The sequence below is a fragment of the Streptomyces sp. 147326 genome (genome assembly GCF_045000215.1).
Classification (GTDB): Bacteria; Actinomycetota; Actinomycetes; order Streptomycetales; family Streptomycetaceae; genus Streptomyces.
On record NZ_CP134201.1, the window covers coordinates 6,820,438 to 6,837,296 of the forward strand.

Annotated in this window: 16 protein-coding genes; 9 read left to right on the top strand and 7 right to left on the bottom strand. The window is 74.0% G+C overall.

The features are described 5' to 3' along the window. Window positions 1-22 precede the first annotated feature (22 nt). From RIU97_RS31300 to RIU97_RS31310, 3 genes are all read left to right on the top strand, one after another. On the top strand, window positions 23-1,555 hold the full coding sequence (locus tag RIU97_RS31300; protein WP_404960921.1) for a CitMHS family transporter: 1,533 nt from the start codon (window positions 23-25) through the stop codon (window positions 1,553-1,555). A gap of 98 nt (window positions 1,556-1,653) precedes the next feature. Then, window positions 1,654-3,066, top strand: a complete 1,413-nt coding sequence (locus tag RIU97_RS31305; RefSeq protein WP_404960922.1) for an aldehyde dehydrogenase family protein — start codon at window positions 1,654-1,656, stop codon at window positions 3,064-3,066. A 110-nt stretch (window positions 3,067-3,176) separates the two neighbouring features. Further along, window positions 3,177-4,256 (top strand): Zn-dependent alcohol dehydrogenase, encoded by a 1,080-nt coding sequence (locus tag RIU97_RS31310; protein ID WP_404960923.1) that lies wholly within the window; start codon window positions 3,177-3,179, stop codon window positions 4,254-4,256. Between the two features lie 91 nt (window positions 4,257-4,347). Here the strand turns inward: RIU97_RS31310 and RIU97_RS31315 are convergent, their stop codons facing one another. Both RIU97_RS31315 and RIU97_RS31320 read right to left on the bottom strand, forming a co-directional pair. After that, on the bottom strand, window positions 4,348-5,643 hold the full coding sequence (locus tag RIU97_RS31315) for an ankyrin repeat domain-containing protein (RefSeq protein ID WP_404960924.1): 1,296 nt from the start codon (window positions 5,641-5,643) through the stop codon (window positions 4,348-4,350). Then, entirely contained in the window at window positions 5,640-6,281 is a 642-nt protein-coding gene (locus RIU97_RS31320; RefSeq protein ID WP_404960925.1) for a TetR/AcrR family transcriptional regulator, read from the bottom strand. The genes RIU97_RS31315 and RIU97_RS31320 overlap by 4 nt, the downstream gene beginning before the upstream one ends. A 79-nt stretch (window positions 6,282-6,360) precedes the next feature. Here RIU97_RS31320 and RIU97_RS31325 point away from each other — a divergent pair, with 79 nt between their 5' ends. From RIU97_RS31325 to RIU97_RS31335, 3 genes are all read left to right on the top strand, one after another. Continuing rightward, window positions 6,361-7,512, top strand: a complete 1,152-nt coding sequence (locus RIU97_RS31325; RefSeq protein ID WP_404960926.1) for an acyl-CoA dehydrogenase family protein — start codon at window positions 6,361-6,363, stop codon at window positions 7,510-7,512. A 98-nt stretch (window positions 7,513-7,610) separates the two neighbouring features. Further along, on the top strand, window positions 7,611-7,898 hold the full coding sequence (locus RIU97_RS31330) for a YiaA/YiaB family inner membrane protein (RefSeq protein WP_319730553.1): 288 nt from the start codon (window positions 7,611-7,613) through the stop codon (window positions 7,896-7,898). A gap of 77 nt (window positions 7,899-7,975) precedes the next feature. Then, the gene (locus tag RIU97_RS31335) at window positions 7,976-8,611 is read left to right on the top strand and encodes a TetR/AcrR family transcriptional regulator (RefSeq protein WP_404960927.1); all 636 of its coding nucleotides are present in this window, start codon (window positions 7,976-7,978) and stop codon (window positions 8,609-8,611) included. On the opposite strand, the gene RIU97_RS31340 is transcribed toward RIU97_RS31335, so the two are convergent. After that, window positions 8,602-9,063, bottom strand: coding sequence for a MaoC family dehydratase (locus RIU97_RS31340; protein WP_404960928.1), 462 nt, complete (start codon window positions 9,061-9,063; stop codon window positions 8,602-8,604). The genes RIU97_RS31335 and RIU97_RS31340 overlap by 10 nt on opposite strands. Window positions 9,064-9,212: 149 nt before the next feature. On the opposite strand from RIU97_RS31340, the gene soxR reads away from it, so the two are divergent. Next, window positions 9,213-9,656: a redox-sensitive transcriptional activator SoxR gene (gene soxR / locus RIU97_RS31345; RefSeq protein ID WP_404960929.1), complete on the top strand. Its 444-nt coding sequence runs from the start codon at window positions 9,213-9,215 to the stop codon at window positions 9,654-9,656. Here soxR and RIU97_RS31350 read toward each other — a convergent pair. From RIU97_RS31350 to RIU97_RS31365, 4 genes are all read right to left on the bottom strand, one after another. Further along, the gene (locus tag RIU97_RS31350) at window positions 9,637-10,407 is read right to left on the bottom strand and encodes a 3-keto-5-aminohexanoate cleavage protein (RefSeq protein ID WP_404960930.1); all 771 of its coding nucleotides are present in this window, start codon (window positions 10,405-10,407) and stop codon (window positions 9,637-9,639) included. The genes soxR and RIU97_RS31350 overlap by 20 nt on opposite strands. Next, a complete protein-coding gene (locus RIU97_RS31355) occupies window positions 10,407-10,988 on the bottom strand; it encodes a hypothetical protein (RefSeq protein ID WP_404960931.1) in 582 nt (193 codons plus the stop codon). Before RIU97_RS31355 ends, RIU97_RS31350 begins: the two co-directional genes overlap by 1 nt. A gap of 95 nt (window positions 10,989-11,083) precedes the next feature. After that, entirely contained in the window at window positions 11,084-12,505 is a 1,422-nt protein-coding gene (locus tag RIU97_RS31360; protein ID WP_404960932.1) for a serine-threonine protein kinase, read from the bottom strand. An 83-nt stretch (window positions 12,506-12,588) separates the two neighbouring features. Next, window positions 12,589-13,884 carry an exo-beta-N-acetylmuramidase NamZ domain-containing protein gene (locus RIU97_RS31365; RefSeq protein WP_404960933.1) on the bottom strand — a complete coding sequence of 432 codons (1,296 nt, stop codon included), beginning with the start codon at window positions 13,882-13,884 and terminating at the stop codon, window positions 12,589-12,591. A 99-nt stretch (window positions 13,885-13,983) separates the two neighbouring features. Here RIU97_RS31365 and RIU97_RS31370 point away from each other — a divergent pair, with 99 nt between their 5' ends. Further along, a complete protein-coding gene (locus tag RIU97_RS31370) occupies window positions 13,984-14,757 on the top strand; it encodes an SDR family oxidoreductase (RefSeq protein ID WP_404960934.1) in 774 nt (257 codons plus the stop codon). Beyond that, window positions 14,742-16,838 (top strand): AMP-binding protein, encoded by a 2,097-nt coding sequence (locus RIU97_RS31375; RefSeq protein ID WP_404960935.1) that lies wholly within the window; start codon window positions 14,742-14,744, stop codon window positions 16,836-16,838. Before RIU97_RS31370 ends, RIU97_RS31375 begins: the two co-directional genes overlap by 16 nt. Window positions 16,839-16,859 lie beyond the last annotated feature (21 nt).

Here is a 16,859-nt window from a genome sequence, read left to right on the forward strand (position 1 = left end):
AGGCGGCACCTACCTTCCCCCCATGCTGACCTTCCTCGGCTTCGCCATGATCGCGACCTTCCTGGTCCTGATCATGATGAAGAAAATGTCGCCCATCGCGGCGCTCGTCCTCATCCCCGCACTCTTCTGCGTGTTCGCAGGCAAGGGCGCGCACCTCGGCGACTACGTCATCGATGGCGTCGGCAAGCTCGCGCCGACCGCCGCCATGCTGATGTTCGCCATCGTCTACTTCGGCGTGATGATCGACGTCGGCCTCTTCGATCCGATCGTTCGCGGCATCCTCCGCTTCTGCAAGGCGGACCCGATGCGGGTGGTGGTCGGCACCGCCGTCCTCGCCGCGATCGTCTCGCTCGACGGCGACGGATCGACCACCTTCATGATCACCGTTTCGGCCATGTACCCGCTCTACAAGCGACTCGGCATGAGCCTGGTGGTCATGACGGGCGTCGCGGCCACCGCCAACGGCGTCATGAACACCCTGCCGTGGGGCGGCCCCACGGCGCGTGCCGCCACCGCCCTCAAGCTCGACGCCGCCGACATCTTCGTCCCGATGATCCCGGCCCTCGCGGCGGGCCTGCTCTTCGTGTTCGTCCTGGCGTACGTCCTCGGCGTCAAGGAGCGCCGCCGGGTCGGCCTCCTCGCCCTTCCCGGCGAGGAGGCGGAGCCGAAGTCGGAGTCGAAGTCGCAGCTGCAGTCGGAGCTGGATCTGGAGCCGGAGCCGGAGCCGGAGCCGGAGTCCGCCTCCCTCGTCGTGGCCGGCTCGGGCCTGCGCACCGGCGGCGTCCCCGGCTCCGGCCCGGAGTCCGGTGCCGGTGCCGGTTCGGAGTCCGGTTCCGGGTCCGCGGCTGTCCCCGGGTCCGCCGTGGCCGCCGGCGGCCACGCCTGCGCCACCCCGCCCGGCGAGGGGGACGGCTTCCAGGGCCTCGACCCGCAGCGCTCCACCCTGCGCCCCCGCCTCTACTGGTTCAACGCCGGCCTCACCGTCGCGCTGCTCACCGCCATGATCATGGAGCTGCTGCCCATCCCGGTGCTGTTCCTGCTCGGCGCCGCCCTCGCCCTCACCGTCAACTTCCCGCACATGCCCGACCAGAAGGCCCGGATCGCCGCCCACGCCGACAACGTCCTGAACGTCGCCGGCATGGTCTTCGCCGCCGCAGTCTTCACCGGGGTCCTCACCGGCACCGGCATGGTCAAGCACATGGCCGACTGGCTCGTCGGCGCCATCCCCGAGGGCATGGGCCCGCACATGGCGCTGGTCACCGGGCTGCTCAGCCTGCCGCTCACCTACTTCATGTCCAACGACGGCTTCTACTTCGGCGTCCTGCCCGTCCTCGCCGAGGCCGGCGCCGCCCACGGGGTCTCCCCGCTGGAGATCGCCCGCGCCTCCCTCGTCGGGCAGGCGCTGCACATGTCCAGCCCGCTGGTTCCGGCCGTCTACGTCCTCGTCGGCATGGCCAAGGTCGAGTTCGGCGACCACACCCGTTTCACCGTGAAATGGGCGGCTCTGACCTCTCTCGTCGTCCTCGCGGCAGGGATGCTTTTCGGCATCATCTGAACCCGGGCGACCCCTGGCCGATAAAAACTACCGGCGCTAGTTTGTAGGGTGTCGGAGAGGTCGGATCCACGCGCAGATGCGTAATCGGGAGGAATGTCATGAAGGCCCACGACGGGATGTACATCGACGGCGCGTGGCGGCCCGCCGTCGGAGCCGACCGGATCGAGGTCGTCAATCCGGCCGACGGCCAGGTCATCGCCGAGGTCCCGGCCGGCACCGAAGAGGACGTGGACGCGGCCGTACGCGCGGCCCGTGCGGCCCTGCCCGGCTGGGCGGCCACGCCTCCGGCCGAGCGGGCCGCCCTGATCGGCGCGCTCCGTGACGCACTGCAGGCCCGCAAGGGCGAGTTGACCGAGACCGTCACCGCCGAACTCGGCGCCCCGCTCCCCTTCGCGAAGGCGGTCCACGTCGGAGGGTCGATCGCCGTCACCTCCTCCTTCGCCGAGATGGCCGCCTCGTACGCCTTCGAGGAGCGCATCGGGAACTCCACCGTCCTGCTGGAGCCGGTCGGCGTGGTCGGGGCCATCACGCCCTGGAACTATCCGCTGTACCAAGTCGTTGCAAAGGTGGCACCCGCTCTCGCCGCCGGCTGCACCCTCGTCCTCAAGCCGGCCGAGGACACCCCGCTGACCGCACAGCTCTTCGCCGAGGCCGTGCACGACGCGGGGATCCCGGCCGGAGTCTTCAACCTGGTGACCGGTACCGGTCCGGTCGCCGGGCAGGCGCTGGCCGCGCACGAAGGAGTCGACTTCGTCTCCTTCACCGGCTCGACCGCTGTCGGCAGGAAGATCGGCGCCACGGCCGGCGCGGCCGTCAAGCGCGTCGCCCTCGAACTCGGCGGCAAATCGGCCAATGTCATCCTGCCCGGGGCTGACCTGGCCACGGCTGTCGCGGCAGGCGTCGGCCACGTCATGAACAACACCGGCCAGAGCTGCAACGCGCTCACCCGGATGCTCGTGCACCGGGACCAGTACGAGGAGGCCGTCTCGCTCGCGGCCGCCGCCGTCGCCGAATACCCCACCGGCGACCCCCGCGAGACGGGCACCCGCATCGGCCCGGTCGTCAACGCGAAGCAGCACGAACGCGTCCGCGGCTTCATCGCCAAGGGCGTGGAGGAAGGCGCGCGCCTCGTCGCGGGCGGGCCCGACGCACCGCACGAGCAGGGCTACTTCGTGGCCCCCACCGTGTTCGCCGACGTCACGCCCGACATGACCATCGCCCAGGAGGAGATCTTCGGCCCCGTGCTGTCGATCCTCGCCTACGAGGACGAGGAGGAGGCTCTGCGCATCGCCAACGGCACCGTCTACGGCCTCGGCGGCGCCGTCTGGGCCGCGGACGAGGAGACGGCCGCGGCGTTCGCCCGCCGCATGGACACCGGGCAGGTGGACATCAACGGCGGCCGCTACAACATCCTCGCGCCCTTCGGCGGCTACAAGCAGTCGGGCGTCGGCCGCGAGCTGGGCCCCCACGGCCTGGCGGAGTACCTCCAGACCAAGTCCCTGCAGTTCTGATCCCGCGACACCTCCGCACCCGCAGCTCCGCACCCGCACCTCCGCACCCGCAGCTCCGCACCCACAGCTCCCTCCGCCCTCCCCAGCACCGGAAAGACGAGACGACGACCATGGTCCGCGCCGCCATCCTGCCCGCCGTCGGAGCCCCGCTGGAGATACGGGAGATCGTGCTGCCCGATCCCGGCCCCGGGCAGGTCCGGGTGCGGCTCGCCGCAGCCGGGGTCTGCCACTCCGACCTCTCCCTCACCAACGGCACCATGCGGATCCCCGTACCCGCCGTCCTCGGCCACGAGGGCGCGGGCACGGTCCTCGCCGTCGGGGAGGGCGTCACGCACGTCGCGCCCGGCGACGGCGTGGTGCTCAACTGGGCTCCGTCCTGCGGGGAATGTCACCACTGCACGATCGGCGAGGTCTGGCTCTGCGCCAAGGCGCTCACCGGGGTCGGGGCGGTCTACGCGCACGACGCGCAGGGCACCGAGCTGCACCCCGGGCTGAACGTGGCCGCCTTCGCCGAGGAGACCGTCGTCGCGGCCAACTGCGTGCTGCCCGCGCCCGCCGGGATCCCGCTGGCCGAGGCCGCCCTGCTCGGCTGCGCCGTCCTCACCGGCTACGGGGCCGTCCACCACAGCGCCCAGGTCCGCCCGGGCGAGTCGGTGGCCGTCTTCGGCGTCGGCGGGGTCGGACTGGCCGCGCTGCAGGCCGCCCGGATCGCGCAGGCGGGCCCGATCATCGCCGTCGACGTGTCCCCGGCCAAGGAGGAGCTGGCCCGTGCGGCCGGGGCCACCGAGTTCGTGCTCGCCTCCGACACCACCGCCCAGCAGATCCGCGAGCTCACCGCAGGCCAGGGAGCGGACGTCGCCGTCGAATGCGTCGGCCGGGCGCAGACCATCCGCGGTGCCTGGGAGTCCACCCGCCGGGGCGGCCGCACCACGGTCGTCGGCATCGGCGGCAAGGAGCAGCAGGTCACCTTCCACTCCCTGGAGATCTTCCACTTCGCCCGCACCCTCACCGGCTGCGTCTACGGCAACAGCGACCCCGCCCGTGACCTCCCGGTGATCGCCGATCACGTCCGCGCGGGCCGCCTCGACCTCGGCGCCCTGGTCACCGACCGCATCACCCTCGACGGCATCCCGGCCGCGTTCGACGCCATGCTGGCGGGCAAGGGCGGCCGCTCCCTGGTCGTCTTCTAGCCGCAGCGCCGCCCCGGCCCCGCCCCGGCCCCGCCCGGCCCCGTCGCCCCGCCCGGCCCCGTCGCCCCGCGCCCACCGGCGCGGGGCGATCTCAGTCGGCCGCGCCGGCCGCAGCCTCCCGCCGCCGCAGGTGCCGGTGTGCGTCGAACAGCGACCAGTACCCGGGCCAGTCCTCCTGGAACCCGGAGCCGACCCAGTCCAACACCTCCTCGCCCCGCGGGTCGTCGAGCAGCACGAGCGCCCGTACCGCCTCGACCTGGATCTCGACCGACGGATCGCCCAGCAGCGGCAGCAGCGCTTTGCGCAGGTCGGCGGACCGGTCCCCGCGTTCCGCCACCGCGCGGCAGCCCTGGCTGCGCACCACGGCGTCGGCGTCCCGGAGAAATCCGAGCAGCGCCGGGCGCACCCGCTCCTCGCCCGCGCAGCCGATGAACGCCCCGGCGACCGCCCGCCGGACCGCAGCGGACGGATGGCGCGCGTGGGGGAGCAGGGCGTCGGCGACAGCAGCGCCCGACCCCACGGGGGAGCAGTCCGGGAGGCCGTTGAGCAGCACGGCGAGAACATCGGGCGCCGGCTCGTCGGCCGCCCACGCGAGGAAGAGGTCCCACGTCAGCACCTGCACGCACGCGGGCCCCTCGACACAGGTCCCGCCCTCGTTGCACTCGTCGAAGAGGGCCATGCAGCGCGCCACCTCGGCGCCGAAGTGCCGTACGGAGGACAGCGGATGGCCGCGCAGCGCCGCCGCCTCCTCCCAGGTCTCGCGGTCGGCCCGGCCGTACAGCACGGACACGGCGGCCCAGCGCGTCACGCCCTCGAGATCGGCCTCCGCTTCGGCGCGTGCGAGGAGCTCCGCGAAGGGGGTCCGTATCCCGTAGGCCGCCTCCAGCTCGCACAGGATCGCCGTGTGCCCGGTGCGCACCTGCGCGTCAGCGCCGCCCAGCCGCAGCAGGCCGGTGAAGAGGTACTCCTCGTCCGGGATGCGGCTGAGCTCCGCCGGTCCCGTGGCCCCCGTCCGGCGGCGCAGCTCCTGCTCGGCGCCCGTCTCGTGCCAGTGGCGGGCCAGTTCCAGGGCCGTCCGCCCATCGGGGCCCGCCGGCCAGGTCGGCACCGAGGAGTTCAGGAGCAGCGAGGCGACCGCGCAGGCCCCGGCGTCGACCGCGCGCAGCAGCGGGGTCCGCCCGTCGGGGCCCTGGCGGTCGAGCCTCGCCCCGTGGCCGCGCAGGGCGTCGACCACCGGGTACGCACCACGGGCGGCGGCGATCTCCAACGCCGTCAGGCCGTCCGCGCCGAGGGCCTCCAGGTCGGGATCCGCCTCCAGCAGGGCCCGCACGCGCACCGCGTCGTCGGCCCGCGCCGCGGCGATCAAGGGGGTGTCCCCGTGCGTCACGCGGTCTCCTTCAACGCCTCGTACTGGACGGCCAGCCCGTCCAGCAGCGCCGTCAAACCGGTCTCGAAGGCGCCCTCGTCCACCTCGCGCCCCCGCTCCGCCAGCAGGTGGGCCTGGCCCAGGTGGGGATAGTCCGCCGGGTCGTATGCCGCGCGGTCGTCCACGAAACCCCGGGCGAAGGAGGCCACCGCCGAGCCCAGGATGAAGTACCGCATCAGCGCGCCGATCCGGGTCGCCTGCGCCGGCGGCCAGCCCTCCGCCGTCATCGCACCGAACACCGCGTCCGCCAGCCGCAGTCCGGCCGGGCGGCGCCCCGGCCCGCGGGCCAGCACCGGCACGATGTTCGGGTGGTCCGCCAGGGCGTCACGGTACGAGTGCGCCCACGCGTGCAGGGCCGCCCGCCAGTCCCGGCCGCCATCGAACATCGACAAGTCGACCCGTGCGCTGACCGAGTCCGCCACCGCGTCCAGGATCTCGTCCTTGGTGCGGAAGTGGTTGTAGAGCGAGGGTCCGCTGACGCCGAGCGCGGCCGCGAGCCGCCGCGTCGACACCGCCTCCAGCCCCTCCGCGTCCACCAGCGCGCCGGCCGCCTCGACGATGCGGTCCCGGCTGAGGAGGGGCTTGCGCGGTCTGGCCATGCGCCACATAGTAGGGCCTGGCCGCCATAAACTACCGGTGCTAGTTAAAGGCTCCGGACGAGACGCCCCGAGGTGCCCGGTGAATCTGGAGCTGAGCGAGGAACAGAGCGCCGTACGCCGGCTCGCCCGCGAGTTCACCGAGCGCGAGGTCGTCCCGTACGCCGCCGCGTGGGACCGGGCCGAGAGCGTGGACCGGGCCATCGTGAAGAAGCTGGGCGCGCTCGGCTTCCTCGGCCTGACCGTCCCCGAGGAGTACGGCGGCTCCGGCGGAGACCACCTCGCCTACGTCCTGGTCACCGAGGAGCTCGGACGCGGCGACTCCGCCGTGCGCGGGATCGTCTCCGTCTCCCTCGGCCTGGTCGCCAAGACGATCGCCGCCTGGGGGACCGAGGAGCAGAAGCGGGCCTGGCTGCCCCGCCTCTGCTCCGGTGACGCGCTCGGCTGCTTCGGGCTGACCGAGCCCGGCACCGGCTCCGACGCCGGCAGCCTCACCACCCGCGCCGTGCGCGCGGGGGACACGTACGTCCTCGACGGCAGCAAGATGTTCATCACCAACGGCACCTGGGCCGATGTGGTGCTGCTCTTCGCCCGCACCGGCGACGAGCCCGGCCACCGCGGCGTCTCCGCCTTCCTCGTCCCCACCGACACGCCGGGCCTGACCCGCCGCGAGATCCACGGCAAACTCGGCCTGCGCGGCCAGGCCACCGCCGAGCTCTCCCTCGACGGCGTCCGCGTACCGGCCTCCGCGATGCTCGGCCCCGAGGGCAAGGGCTTCTCGGTCGCCATGTCCACCCTCGCCAAGGGCCGGATGTCGGTCGCCGCCGGCTGCGTCGGCATCGCGCAGGCGGCGCTGGACGCGGCCGTCTCCTACGCCGCCCAGCGCGAGCAGTTCGGCAAGCCGATCGCCCACCATCAGCTGGTGCAGGAGCTGATTGCCGACATCTCGGTCGACGTGGACGCGGCCCGGCTGCTGACCTGGCGCGTCGCGGACCTCATCGACCGCGGGCAGCCCTTCGCCACCGAGTCCTCCACCGCCAAGCTCTTCGCCTCCGAGGCCGCCGTGCGCGCCGCGAGCAACGCCCTCCAGGTGCACGGCGGATACGGCTACATCGACGAGTACCCGGCCGGCAAACTGCTGCGCGACGCCCGCGTGATGACCCTGTACGAGGGCACCAGCCAGATCCAGAAACTGCTCATCGGCCGCGCCCGCACCGGGGTTTCCGCCTTCTGAGCCCCGACCGGCCGATTGGCCGACCGGCCGACCGGATGAGTATCCGCATGAGTACGCGTGCGGATGTGCTCGATCCCGTCCCGCCCGATGCTCGACCCATGAACGAGACACCGGTCAAGCAGCAGAACACGGGGGCGTACTACGGCCAGGCCGTCGCCTCCTTCGGCATCGCCATCGGCGCCGTGGCCGTGGGGATCTACAACATGGAGGTGGACGGCTGGGTGCGCGGTTTCCTGGGCATCGCGGTCCTGTACCTCACCACCTCCGCCTTCACCCTCGCCAAGGTGATCCGCGACCGCCAGGAGGTCACCCAGATCGTCAGCAGGGTGGATCAGGCCAGGATGGAGAAGATCATGGCCGAGTACGACCCGTTCGCGCCGAAGTAGTCGGCCCGAGCGCACTAAGCGCTTGCTCACCCTCCGGTAAGGTGTTCACTTCCACACGGTGAAGAGGTGAGTGAGCGATGGACAGCGCGGAGGAGACGGTCGGCGGCTACCGGCCGTGGTCCGAGGTCACCCCCGACGCCGCGCGGCGGCTGCTCGTCGCCGCCGTCGAGGCCTTCGCCGAGCGCGGGTACCACGCCACCACCACACGTGACATCGCGGGCCGGGCCGGCATGAGCCCGGCCGCCCTCTACATCCACTACAAGACCAAGGAAGAGCTGCTCCACCGGATCAGCCGGATCGGCCACGACAAGGCGCTGGAGATCCTGACCACGGCGTCCGACGGCCCCGGCTGCGCCGCCGAGCGGCTCGATGCCGCCGTACGGTCCTTCGTAGGGTGGCACGCGGCGCATCACACGACCGCCCGCGTGGTCCAGTACGAGCTCGATGCTCTCGCTCCGGAGCACCGCTCCGAAATCGTGGCACTGCGCCGGCAGAGCGACGCCGCCGTCCGCCGGATCCTCGCGGACGGGGTAGCGGCAGGGGAGTTCGACGTCCCGGACGTGCCGGGCACCACCCTCGCGGTGCTCTCGCTGTGCATCGACGTGGCCCGCTGGTTCAGCGCGGCCGGACAGCGCACGCCCGACGAGGTCGGCGGGCTCTACGCCGACCTCGTGCTCCGCATGGTGGCCGCGCGGCCGCGCCCTCAGAAGTAGTAGCGGGACACCGACTCGGCCACGCACACCGGCTTGTCGCCGCCCTCGCGCTCGACCGTGACGGTGGCCGTGACCTGCACGCCTCCGCCCGCCTCCGTGACCTCCGTGATCACGGCCGTGGCGCGCAGCCGCGAGCCGACCGGCACCGGCGCGGGGAAACGGACCTTGTTCGTCCCGTAGTTGAGACCCATCCGCATGCCCTCGACCCGCATGATCTGCGGCACCAGGCTGGGCAGCAGCGACAGCGTCAGATAGCCGTGCGCGATCGTGGAACCGAAGGGTCCGCCCGCCGCCCGCTCCGGGTCCACGTGGATCCACTGGTGATCGCCGGTGGCGTCCGCGAAGAGGTCGATCCGCTTCTGGTCCACCTCCAGCCACTCGCTGGGGCCGAGCGGCTCGCCGACCCCGGCGCGCAGTTCCTCGGCGGACGTGAAGACCCTCGGCTCGGCCATGCCCTGTTCCTGCCTCTCGCGGACAACTGACGGACGACTGACGGACAACTGACGGACCGACGACGGGCCGCCAGCGGACGAATAAGCGCTTGCTCAGCATGCTGGGACCGCATGTGTATGTCAACGGACCTCCGACTACGCTCGGCCGGGTGCCGCAGATTCCCGAGAAAGTCCACGAACTCACCGTCGGCCAGCTGTCCGCCCGTAGTGGCGCAGCCGTCTCCGCACTCCACTTCTACGAGGCCAAGGGCCTGATCAGCAGCCGCCGCACCTCTGGCAACCAGCGCCGCTACACCCGTGACGCACTGCGCCGCGTCGCCTTCGTGCGCGCCGCCCAGCGCGTGGGCATCCCGCTGGCCAGCATCCGCGAGGCTCTCGCCCAGCTCCCCGAGGAACGCACCCCCACCCGCGAGGACTGGGCCCGCCTCTCCGAGGCCTGGCGCACCGAGCTCGACCAGCGGATCATGCGGCTCAGTCGGCTGCGCGACCACCTGACGGACTGCATCGGCTGCGGGTGCCTCTCGATGAAGACCTGCGCCCTGTCCAACCCGGACGACGTCTTCGGCGAACGCCTCACCGGTTCGCGGCTGTAGCCCCCGGGGCGGCCGCGCCTGCCAGTACCGGTCCCCGGGAGGCCGCCACCAGTTCCCGGGCCACCGCCACCAGTTCGCCGTTCGAGCGGGCCGGCCGCCCGTCCGGCAGGTGCAGTACGTCGCCCACCCCGGTCCGCGCACCCGTTCCGCACCGCGCGGCCAGCCGCAGCACCGGCCAGGCCGCCGCCTCCCGCCCGTACACCAGCACCGCCACCGGCGGCAGCCCGCGCAGCCCGGCCACCAGCGCCGGATCGGCCGCGGCGAGTTCGGCCACGAGCCGGACCCGCCCCGGCTCGCGCACCGGCCAGGCCAGGAAGCGTGCCATCGGCTCCGGCCCGGCCGGTCCGCCCGGCGGCACCACCGCGTCCACCGCGACCCCCCGCGCCAGCAGCGCCTGCGCCAGCTCCCCGGCCCCCGGCTCCCCGAAGTGCACCACCGCCCGGTCCGGCAGCACCGTCCACGAGCGCACCCGCTCCAGCCGCCCCGCCGGATCGGGCTCGGCCCCGACGCCCGCCGGCACCGACAGCGGTACGCGGACCCCCGCGCCCCGCATCGCCGCCAGCACCGGCCCCACCACCCGCGGCGAGAGGCTCTCCCGCCCGCACGGCGTCCGTGGGTGCACCAGCACCTCCCCGGCCCCGGCGGCGACCGCCGCCAGCGCCGACTCCGCCAGATCCGCCGGAGACATCGGCACGGCCGGGCCGTCCGCGGCGTTCCGGGCACCGTTCACCGAGGCCAGCAGCAACGGCATCAGGCCGCCCCCGCCTGGGGCGTCTCCGCCAGCGCCGGTCTCGGCACCACGATCCCGCAGCCCGCGCACACCGGCCCGTCCCAGGCCCAGGCCCCCTCCCACGGCCCGACCGCAGCCACCGGCGGCCACCGCAGTTCGGTGTCCCCGCAGACCGGGCACGCCGTCCCCGGCTCCGACTCCAGCGCCCGCACCAGCCGCCGCAGCACCTCGCCCAGCGCCCCCTCCGGCCGCACTCCGGGATCCGCGCACCGCACCACGGCGTCCCCGCTCCCGCCCCACGCCCACTCCGGCCGGCGCAGCCCGTCGTGCTTCTCCCGGCGGCGCCGCTCCGCGAAGTGGCGCTCGTACTCCAGCCAGACCGCCCGCGCGTCCTCCAGCTCCTCCAGCGCGGCGACCAGCCGCAGCGGATCCGCCCCCCGGTCCTCGGGTGCGATCCCGTGCCGGTCGCACAGGTGCCACCACGTGGCCCGGTGCCCGTACGGAGCGAACCGCTCCAGGCAACGGCGCAGCGAATGGCGCCGCAAGGCCCGGTCATTGCGCGCGTCGCGCACCTGGTAGGCCAGACTCCGGAAACCTGCCATCACACCATCACCTCCGCCGATGTGCCCAACATGCCCTGCCCGGGCCGGGCGCATGCGGGGGCGGTCGAGGCGTGCGGGTGGCACATGGCCAGAAGTCAGCGCCCCATGCGCCCCGCGGCCACCACCACCCGGGCCAGTTCCTCGTGGCAGATGTCGCTGTGCGCCCCCGAGGGGGCACCGCCGCGGCGGACCACCGAGCCCGCGTCCACACTGACGCAACCGGCCGCGGGCACCCCCTGGCGCAGGGCGGTGTCGAGGCTCAGCCGCGGCGCGCCCGGCACCGCCTGCACCCCGTCGTGACCGATGGCGCCCCACCGTTCGTCGAAGCCCAGCAGTCCGGCCGAATCCCCTGCCATCCGGGAGGCCAGCGGATAGAAGAGCCTGAGGGCCGAGTCGTGCGGGGAGTGGCAGGCCACCACCGGCCCGTCGACCCTCCGCTGCAGGCCGCGCAGGGCGCCGCCGTTGCTCCTGTCGTGCGGCATCCTGTCGGCGAACGCGTAGTGGGAGAAGGCCCCCTGGAGCAGGGTCACGGACTTCACGTACCGCGCGCCGTCCGGCACCGCGCGCAGCGCGAAGGACACCACCCGCGCCCCGAAGCTGTGTCCGATCAGGTGGAAGCGCAGGGCCGGGCGGTCGGCCGCCAGCTGTGCCAGCACCGGGCCGAGACCGCGCTCACCGACCACGCCCGCCCGCTTCTTCATCTTGTAGTACGCCGCCTGCCGCAGCAGCTCCTTGGCGCCGCCCCACAGACCGCGCAGGGCGCCGCCGGCCGTGAGACCCGGCCCGCCGGCCGTGAGACCCGGCCCGCCGGCCGCCAGGCCCGGCCCTTCTGCGTCGCCGGCCGGCGCACCCGCCGTGGCCAGGGCGCGGGTGAGCACCCGGCACACCTCCAGCACGTCGTCGGTGAAGATGGCGGGAACCGCCGGAGCCACCGCCGAGGGCACCGCGTCCACGCCCGCCAGCTCCCGTACGAGCGCGCCGAACTCGATGAAGGCGGCCGCCGACTCCGGCCGTTCCTCCAGCAGTTCCGCAACCCGGTCCAGCTCCGTCTGCCGCCCCGGCCAGAACTCCCCGAGCGCCCGGCGCGTGACGGGGTCCAGGGCCGTGCCGAAGCCGGGTTCCGCGAGGGCGCCCGGGGCGTCGAAGTCGGGTATCGGCTCGTCCGAGAACCGCATCGAGGGCCAGACGACGCCCACGTAGCCGAGGCGCACCCCCGAGCCCACCAGTCCCGGGAAGGGGGCGAAGAACCGGTCGTAGAGCCGGGTCGCGGTGGACCGGTCGCTGTTCCAGCCGTGCGCGAAGACCAGCACGTCCGTGGCCTCCATCCGGGCCACCGCACCCTGCGTGACCCGGTCCACGTCCCCTTCGGAGTCGAAGGTCAGCTCGGCGTACGGACCGACGCCGATCCCGATCCCGGCCGCGGGGCGGTTCCCCGCCGAGACCCCGAGCCCGTTCCCCGCCACGATCCCGGCCGCCGTCCCGGCCCCGATCCCGAACCCGCCACCGATGTCCGTCATGACGTCCCCCTCCACGCCGTGCCTCCGGAGCTGTCAGCATCCTGCTGACGCGCCCGCCCGGCCAGCCCCCCGGCGCTGTCGGCTCACTCGTAGAGCAGGTATCCCTCGCGCGTCGCCCCGAACCGCGCCAGCGCCGCCGCCCAGTCGCCCACGATCTCCTCCACCCCGGCCCCCGCGTCCACCATGGTCCGTACCCGGTCGGAGCCGGTCAGCCGGTCGATCCAGTGGTCCGTCCGCCAGGCGAAGCCGCTCCACGTCCGCCGCGCGGTGACCAGCAGCCCGATCCCGGCCCGTACCGGATCGAAGGCCTCCCGGTCGTGGACGATCAGCCGGACCCCGCCGCACACCTTCCCCACGTGCTTGGAGAAGGTCGGCGTGAAGTACGCCTCCCGGAACCACACCCCGGCCAGCCCCAGCGCGTTCGCCGCCTCCGCCCACCGCCGGTCGATCCCCTCCGCGCCCACCACCTCGAAGGGCGTGGTCGTCCCGCGCCCTTCGGAGAGGTTCGTCCCCTCGAACAGGCAGGTGCCGGCGTACGCGAGGGCCGTGTCCGGGGTGGGCATGTTCGGGCTCGGCGGCACCCAGGGCAGCCCGGTCTCCCCGAAGAACGACTCCCGCCGCCACCCGGACATCGCCACCGTCCGCAGCCGGACGGGACGGTCGGCCAGGAACTCGCCGTTGAAGAGCAGGGCCAGTTCGGCCGCCGTCATCCCGTGCGCGAGCGCGATCGGCTCCCGGCCCACGAAGCTCGCGTACGGCCGCTCCAGCACGGGCCCCGCCGCCCGGCGGCCGCCCACCGGATTCGGCCGGTCCAGCACCACCACCGCCTTGCCGGAGAGCGCGGCCGCGCGCATGCAGTCGTAGAGGGTCCAGATGTACGTGTAGAAGCGCGCCCCGACGTCCTGGATGTCGAAGACGACGGTGTCGACCCCGGCCGCCGTGAACACGTCCGCGAGCCGCTGCCCGCTCTTGTCGTACGTGTCGTACACCGGCAGCCCGGTCGCCGGATCCCGCGAGGCCCCCTCGGAGTCCCCCGCCTGCGCCGTCCCGCGGAACCCGTGCTCGGGCCCGAACACCGCGACCAGGTCCACCCGTTCGTCCGCGTGCAGGACGTCGACCAGGTGCCGGGCGTCGGCGGTGATCCCGGTGGGATTGGTGACCACCCCGACCTTCTGCCCGGCCAGTACGCCGTACCCGTCCGCGGCGAGCCGCTCGAAGCCGGTACGCACCCGCTCCGCCGTCCGCGGTGCGGAGGCCGGGGCCGCCCCCGGTGCCGACGCGGCGGCGCCCACCTGCCCCGGGGCGCCCGCCGCCCCCACGGCTCCCACTGATCCCAAGGCCCCCGCCAGTCCCAGCACCCCGCGTCGCGACAGCGTCATCCGGCCACGCTACGAGTCTGACCCCTTCCACCCGCACATACCGACTGGTTAGTCTGCTGCCATCCGGCATTCGACACCCGGCCTCCGGCCGCACGAAAGGTGATCCCCGTGAACGCGTACCAGGACCAGCGAGTCGTCGTCACCGGAGCGGGCGGCGGCATCGGCGCCGCCCTCGCGCACCGCTTCGCGGCCGAGGGCGCCACGGTGGTGGTCAACGACCTCGACCCGGCCAAGGCCGCCGCGGTGGCGGGCGGGATCGGGGCCCGGGCGATCGCCGTGCCGGGGGACGCCTCGGCGATCGTGGCCGAGGCCCGCGAGGCCCTCGGCGGGACGGTCGACGTCTACTGCGCCAACGCCGGACTCGCCTCGGGCGGCGACGTGTTCGCCGACGAGGGCGTCTGGGAAGCGGCCTGGGACACCAACGTCATGGCCCACGTCCGTGCCGCCAGACTGCTGCTGCCGGACTGGCTGGAGCGGGGGACCGGCCGCTTCGTGTCTACCGTCTCCGCCGCCGGACTGCTGACCATGATCGGAGCGGCCCCGTACAGTGTCACCAAGCACGGTGCGCTCGCCTTCGCCGAATGGCTCTCGCTGACCTACCGCCACCGCGGTGTCCAGGTCCACGCCATCTGCCCGCAAGGGGTGCGCACCGACATGCTGACCGCCGCGGGCTCGGCGGGCGAGCTCGTCCTGGCGCCGACCGCGATCGAGCCGGAAGCGGTCGCGGACGCACTGTTCGACGGCATGGAGAAGGGCCGGTTCTTGATCCTCCCGCACCCCGAGGTCGCCGACTTCTACGCCGCCCGCGCCACCGAGCCGGACCGCTGGCTGAGCGGCATGAACCACCTCCAGCAGAAATGGGAGACCCGGTGACCTCCTCGTACGCCGCCAGGCCCTGGGTCGGGCTGCTCGCGCCGGTCCAGCGGGAGCCGGTCGCACCGCCGCCCACCGTGCTTCACGCCTTCCGCGAGGCCGCCGCCCGGGCGCCCGAGCGCACCGCGCTGGCCTACTTCGACGGCCGGATCGGCTACGCCGAGGCCGACGCCCTCTCCGACTCCGTGGCCGGTCACCTCGCCGCGCGGGGCATCCGGCGCGGGGACCGGGTCGCGGTGATGCTGCAGAACACGCCGCACTTCGTGCTGGCCGTCCTCGCCGCCTGGAAGGCCGGGGCCGTCGTCGTCCCGCTCAACCCGATGTACAAGTCGGGCGAGGTCCGGCACGTCCTGCGCGACTCCGGGGCCGCCGCGCTGGTCTGCGAGGGCCGCGCGTGGACCGCGTACCTGGCCGAGGCGGTGCGGGAGAGCGCCGTGCGGACCGTCCTGACCGCCTCGGACCTGGACTTCCAGACGCGCAACGACCCCCGCCTCTTCGGCCCGCAGCCCGAACCGGACCCGTCCGCCCGGCCCGGCCCGCAGCCCGAACCGGACCCGTCCGCCCGGCCCGGCCCGCAGCCCGAACCGGACCCGTCCGCCCGGCCCGGCCCGCAGCCCGAACCGGACCCGTCCGCCCGGCCCGGCCCGCAGCCCGAACCGGACCCGTCCGCCCTGCCGGCCCGGCCCGGCCTGCTGGCCGAGCCCGCCCTGCCGGCCCGGCCCGGCCTGCTGGCCGAGCCCGCCCTGCCGGCCCGGCCCGGCCTGCTGGCCGAGCCCGCCCTGCCGGCCCGGCCCGGCCTGCTGGCCGAGCCCGCCCTGCCGGCCCGGCCCGGCCTGCTGGCCGAGCCCGCCCTGCCGGCCCGGGCCGGCCTGCTGGCCGAGCCCGGCCTGCCGGCCCAGCGCGGCCCGGCCGCTCCGGGCCGGCCCGCCCCCGCACCCGCCCCCCTGCCCGGAGGGCACGCCGCCGACCTCCTCACCGTGGCCCGCGGCAGGCGACCCGCGCCGGACGGCCCGCCCCTCACCGCCGCCGACACCGCCCTCATCAGCTACACCTCCGGCACCAGCGGCACCCCCAAGGGCGCCATGAACCCGCACGGCGCGCTCACGTACAACGCCGAACGGCAGGTCACCTCCCACCCCCTGCCCGAGGGGGCCACCTACTTCGCCCTCGCGCCCCTCTTCCACATCACCGGCATGGTCTGCGAGCTCGCCGCCTGCTTCGCCAACGCCGGCACCCTGGTCCTCGCCCACCGCTTCGACGCCGGGGCCGTCCTCGACGCCTTCCTCGAACACCGCCCGGCCTACACCGTCGGCCCGGCCACCGCCTTCATGGCCCTCGCCGCCCACCCCGCCGTCACCCCCGACCACTTCGCCTCGTTCCAGGTGATCTCCTCCGGCGGCGCCCCGCTCCCGCCCGCGCTCGTCGAACGCCTGCGCGGCGCCTTCGGCTTCTACCTCCGCAACGGCTACGGCCTGACCGAGTGCACCGCCCCCTGCGCCAGCGTGCCCGTGCACCTCGAAGCCCCCGTCGACCCCGCCTCCGGCACCCTCTCCGTGGGCCTGCCCGGCGCCGACACCGTCGTCCGCATCCTCGACGAGCAGGGCGCCGAGGTCCCCTTCGGCGAGACCGGCGAGATAGCCGTCCGCGGCCCCCAGGTGGTGCCCGGCTACTGGGGCCTGCCCGAGGAATCCGCCCGGACCTTCCCGGGCGGCGAACTGCGCACCGGGGACGTCGGATTCATGGACCCCGACGGCTGGCTCTACGTCGTCGACCGCAAGAAGGACATGATCAACGCCTCCGGCTTCAAGGTCTGGCCGCGGGAGGTCGAGGACGTGCTCTACACCCACCCCGCCGTCCGCGAGGCCGCCGTGGTCGGCGTCCCCGACCCCTACCGTGGGGAGAGCGTCAAGGCCTACGTGAGCCTGCGCCCCGGGGCCTCGGCCGGACCGGAGGAACTGTCCGCCTACTGCGCCGCGCGCATCGCCGCGTACAAATACCCGCGCCAGGTGGAGATCCTGCCTGTCCTTCCGAAGACGACCAGTGGCAAGATCCTGCGACGGGAACTGCGCGATCGCGGCTGAAAACAGTCGGACGGTCGTACA